Consider the following 4608-nt stretch of genomic DNA (forward strand, 5'->3'; position numbering starts at 1 on the left):
GGTCTATCAGCGACACAGCGCCGTACGGGCCCGCGAAGCCGCGCTCTCCCGACAACTGGCCGCCCAGTCGTTGCGCCCGGCCGCCGCCCGGCCCGGCCCGCACTGTTCGGCGCGCTCCTGGTCGCGGCCGGCGCCTGCGCCGTACAGGGCTGGGGCCGGGCCGACGCGCAGGGCATCGCCTGGTCGCTGGCGGCGCTCGTCGGCGAGGTGGCGTTCGCGGTAGTCGCGGTGCCGGTGCTGCGCACGGTGGGGCCGGTGCTGCTGTCGGCCACCGCGTGCGGGATCGGGGCGGTGGAGGCGCTGGGCCTCGGGCTGGTCGTGGACGGCGGCGACTGGCTGCGCGTACCGGACGGCCAGGAGACGGCGGCCCTGCTGTGGCAGGCGCTGGTGGTCACTGTGATCGGCTTCGTCTGCTGGTACCAGGGGCTGCACCGGATCGGCCCCGAGCGGGCCACGCTCTTCTCCGGCCTGATCCCGGTCAGTGCGGCACTGACCGCCCCGGCCGTCGGCACCGGTGGCTTCGGCCTCCCGCAGGGCGTCGGGAGCCTGCTGGTCGGCGCCGGCGTTGCGGTCGGCTCCGGGGTACTCGCGACCCGGCGCCGCCCCGGGCGCCACCCGGCCGCCGCATCCGGCCCGACCCGCCGGGCCACGGCGGGTGGCGGCGCGCCCGAGCCCGCCGTCACGGGGCCCGCGCCAGCGCACCCGGCCACCACACCGGCCCGCGTCCCGGGCCCGCCGAGCGGACCCGAGGACGACACGGGCCGCTCCCCAGCCCCGTGACATCCGCCCGAGAAGCGAAGCCGGCCGCGCCGCCCGGCCAGCCCCGGCGGCGGAAGCGGTACGGCCTGGTGGCCGGATCGGTGCGTCCCGCCGGCGTTCAGGAGGCCGTGGCCGGCCGGGTCGGGGTGGCCGTGGGCCGGGTGGCGTCCAGGATGACCCGGGCGACCAGGGCCGGATCGTCGTTCATCGGTACGTGGCCGCAGCGCGGCAGCCGGATCAGCCGGGCCGCCGGAATGGTGCGCTTGGCCCGCGGGCCCTGCCGGGGCAGCAGCAGTCGGTCCGCGCTGCCCCAGGCGATGGTCACCGGCACCCCCGGCACGTCGTGCGTGTAGCGCGCCCGCAGGCCGGCGGCGAGCGTCGGCGCGAAGCCCGGGCCCTGCCGCATCGCCCGGGCCTCGGCGACCACCCGGTGCGCGGCCCGTCTGCCCGGTCGCGCGTAGACCGCGCCGACCAGCACGGCCCGGCCCGCGGCCGACCTGGCCAGCCGGCCCACCAACGGGTCCGGCAGGGTGCGCGTCGCCCGGTGCATCACGCGGAGCATGCCGAACCCGTACCGCCGCTCGGCCTCGGTCCAGACCCCCGCGGGCGACACCGGGGTGACGGGGCGCGCCCGCCCGGAGCGGCCCCGTTCGAGCGCGAGCAGGCCACCGAGCGAGTTGCCCACCACGTGCGGCCGGTCCAGGCCCAGCTCGTCGAAGAACCGGTGGAGTACGGCCAGCAGCTCCGGCAGGTCGTAGCCGACCCCGGGCGGCAGCGCGGCCGACGCGCCGAACCCCGGCAGATCGACGGCGATCACCTCGCGCTCGGCGGCGAGGATGCCCAGCACCGGCTCCCACGCCTGCCAGTGGTGGCCGATGCCGTGCAGCAGCACGACGGGTTCCCCTGCGCCCCGCCGCTCGTACGCGAGCGAGACCGGCGCGCAGCCCCCCTCGACGTCATGGGCGAAGGACAGGATCTCGACCATCGGGCACTCCCTCATCATCCGTTGACAGCCGGGCCGCGGGGCTCGGTCGGGGGAGAGCATGGCAGGACGGGTTACCCAGCGGTAGACCAGGGAGCGCGGCAGCGTGTCGACGGGCGCCGCGCCCGCGAAGCGCCCACGGCGTGCCCGCGGCGGGGCGCCGTGGGCACGCATGACGCGACGAGGAAGCCCCGCCCCGCGTCGTGCTGTGCGGTCACAGACCGCCGGCCACCCGCAGCACCGCGCCCGTGGTGTACGAGGCGTGCGGGGACAGCAGCCAGACGATGGCCGCCGCGATCTCGTCCGGCTCGCCCGGGCGGCCCATGGGTATCCGGTCCGCGACCCGCCACGGCCGCTGCGGGTCGCCCATCGACGCATGGATGTCGGTGACCGTCATGCCCGGCTGCACCGAGTTGACCCGGATGCCCTCGGTGGCCAGCTCCTTGGAGAGCCCCACGGCCATCGCGTCCACGGCCGCCTTGCTCGCCGCGTAGTGCACGTATTCGCCCGGGCTGCCGGTGGTCGCGCTCGCCGACGAGATGTTGACGATCGCGCCGCCCGCCCCGCCGTACTGCGTGGACATGGCCCGCGCGGCGCGCCGCGCGCCCAGCAGCGCCCCCGTCACGTTGACGTCCACCACGCGCCGCACGGCCTCCGGGGACGTCTCCGTGAAGCGGCCCAACAGGCCCGTGATGCCGGCGTTGTTGACCAGCCCGGTGAGCTGGCCGAGCTCGCGCTGCGCGGTGTCGAAGAGCGTCTCGACCTGGTCGGCGTCGCTCGTGTCGGCCCGTACGGTCACGCACCGCACCCCCGCCGCGCGCACGGTGGCCGCCGTGGCCTCGGCCGCTTCGGCGTTGCGCTCGTACCCGATGGCGATGTGGTGCCCGGCCTCGGCCAGCCGTACGGCGACGGCCGCGCCGATCCCCCTGCTGCCCCCCGTGACCACGGTGACCTGGTCCATTGCACGCTCCTTGCATCGTTCGCAGTGCTGCTCGCCGCGACGCCCGCCGCCGGGCCGGCGCCACCGCCGCGCACCTGGCGCGGCCCCGCCGCCCGCTGCCGGACGGCCGCGGACGGGTCGGACTCGGCCGGTGTCGAACCGGTCTGCGCCCCCCCGTCCGGGCGTGGCCAGACGCTACCCGAGACGTCTGCGACGACCGGCAGCGGGATTGGTCTTGACCAAGGTCGCCCACCGTCCTATCGTCACACCCATACTGAAACAACCTTTAATAAAGAAGCGCGCATAACTTCGGCTCTCGGAGCGGAACGAGCGGAGTGGACAGGGCGTCGGCCACGCACTGTCGCGCGTTTGACCCAGTGGGGACGCGCGGTCGGTGCGAGACCGGCCGGACACGGCGATCGTGGAGGACAGGGTGGGGACCACGCAGCTTGAGAGGGTGCCGGAGCCGAAGTACTGGCACCTGAAGACAGTGCTCAGCAAGGCGCTCGACTCGGAGTTCGCCGTCGGCGAGATCCTGCCCAACGAGCGCGAGCTCGCCGCGCGGTTCGGCGTCGCGCGGGCCACGCTCCGGCAGGCCCTGGAGCAGTTGGAGCTCGAAGGCAGGCTCCAGCGCCGGCGCGGCGTCGGCACCACCGTCGCCCCGCCCCGGAGGGGCGTGGCCGTCGGCGACAGCCGGCACGCCTGGCCGGGAGCGGTCGCCGACCCGTGGCAGACGCTGGGCAGCACGGCGGGCAGCGTGCCGGCCCCCGTCGCCCGACTCCTCGACGTTCCCGCCGACACGGACGTGCACACGGTCCGGCGGGCGCTGACCACCGACGGCCAGCCGGTCGCCGCCGAGTTGCTGTACGTGCCGGCAGGCTCGGTCCCCGGCCTGAACCTCAACGAGGCGCCGCTCGCCCCGGCAGGCGGCGGCACGGCCTGGCCGGCCGGTAGCGCGGCCCGCGCCCGGGCCATCCTCCGCGAACTGCACCAGCGCGAACTGGAGGGCCAGGAGCGGACGGTGGAGCTCGGTTCGGCCCGGGCCGACGACGCCAAGGCCCTGGACCGACTGCCCGGCGCGCCGGTCCTCGTGGTCACCACCCGCTATCTGGCGGCGGGCCGCACCGCGGCCGTCGGCGTGGCCACCTACCGCGCCGACACCTGCCGCCTCACGTTCGGTGACAGCGGCCCTGACCTGCTGGCCGGCTGAGAGGTCGGCGCACGGGCCCCACCCCGGGCCCGCCGGCCGCCTCGTGACGGCCCGTCAAGCACCTCGGTACGACTTCGTACCTCTTCGTACGGTGGCCGGGTGCCCCCTCCACGCGAGGGCGGCACCCGGCCACCGGCCGTTACGGGCCTCCGGCGGGGCTGGGGCCGGGGCCGTACCGCAGCTTCCGTACTCGGCGGGCCAGGGGTTGGGCCGTTGCACCCCGCCCGGGGCCCTGCCCGGGACGGGTCAGCTCCGACGCCGGTTCGCCGCTCCGCGCGCCGCCGGGCCCATAACATCAGGCGATAACGCCGCGCCACGTGCCGGCGCTCCGCGGGAGTGGACCCGTACGCGGACCTCTCCGCGGAGCCGGACCCGTACCCGAAGCAGAGAGACGCGGACAGGGCAGCGCCGGCAGACGAGGCGGAACGGAGCCGGCGAGCGGAACGACGACGGCGCCGGCAGACAGGACGGGGTGGAGCCGGCGAGCAGGGCAGGACAGCCCGCGGGCGGGGCAGCGACGGAACCGACGGACGGAGCGGCAGACGCGACGGGCCGGAGCCGGCAGGAGGGCGGGCCGGAGCCGGTGGGAGAAGGTGCGTGGCCGGCCGGTGGGCGGGCTCATGGGCGCACGGCCGCGGCCGAGCCACCCCACCCCCGGTAGCGTTTTAACGACGCCCCGCCCACCCGGCGGGCGGCGATGGGCGGGGGGCGGGGGGG

At 76.5% G+C, this 4608-nt stretch carries 4 protein-coding genes; 2 read left to right on the forward strand and 2 right to left on the reverse strand.

What is annotated here, in order from left to right:
• Positions 1-207 precede the first annotated feature (207 nt).
• A complete protein-coding gene (locus tag AAHZ94_RS28845) occupies positions 208-780 on the forward strand; it encodes a DMT family transporter (protein ID WP_502964811.1) in 573 nt (190 codons plus the stop codon).
• Positions 781-877: 97 nt separating this feature from the next.
• On the opposite strand, the gene AAHZ94_RS28850 is transcribed toward AAHZ94_RS28845, so the two are convergent.
• Both AAHZ94_RS28850 and AAHZ94_RS28855 read right to left on the reverse strand, forming a co-directional pair.
• Positions 878-1744 (reverse strand): alpha/beta fold hydrolase, encoded by an 867-nt coding sequence (locus tag AAHZ94_RS28850; protein ID WP_349996563.1) that lies wholly within the window; start codon positions 1742-1744, stop codon positions 878-880.
• Between the two features lie 211 nt (positions 1745-1955).
• Positions 1956-2702, reverse strand: a complete 747-nt coding sequence (locus tag AAHZ94_RS28855) for an SDR family oxidoreductase (RefSeq protein ID WP_349996565.1) — start codon at positions 2700-2702, stop codon at positions 1956-1958.
• 412 nt (positions 2703-3114) lie between these two features.
• Here AAHZ94_RS28855 and AAHZ94_RS28860 point away from each other — a divergent pair, with 412 nt between their 5' ends.
• Positions 3115-3891, forward strand: a complete 777-nt coding sequence (locus AAHZ94_RS28860) for a GntR family transcriptional regulator (protein ID WP_349996566.1) — start codon at positions 3115-3117, stop codon at positions 3889-3891.
• Positions 3892-4608 lie beyond the last annotated feature (717 nt).

Source organism: Streptomyces sp. HSW2009 (genome assembly GCF_040240285.1).
GTDB lineage: Bacteria > Actinomycetota > Actinomycetes > Streptomycetales > Streptomycetaceae > Streptomyces.

Coding starts and splice junctions, on each gene's coding strand:
- AAHZ94_RS28855 (WP_349996565.1), bottom strand. CDS start 2,702: ATGGACCAGGTCACCGTGGTCACGGGGGGCAGCAGGGGGATCGGCGCG.
- AAHZ94_RS28850 (WP_349996563.1), bottom strand. CDS start 1,744: ATGGTCGAGATCCTGTCCTTCGCCCATGACGTCGAGGGGGGCTGCGCG.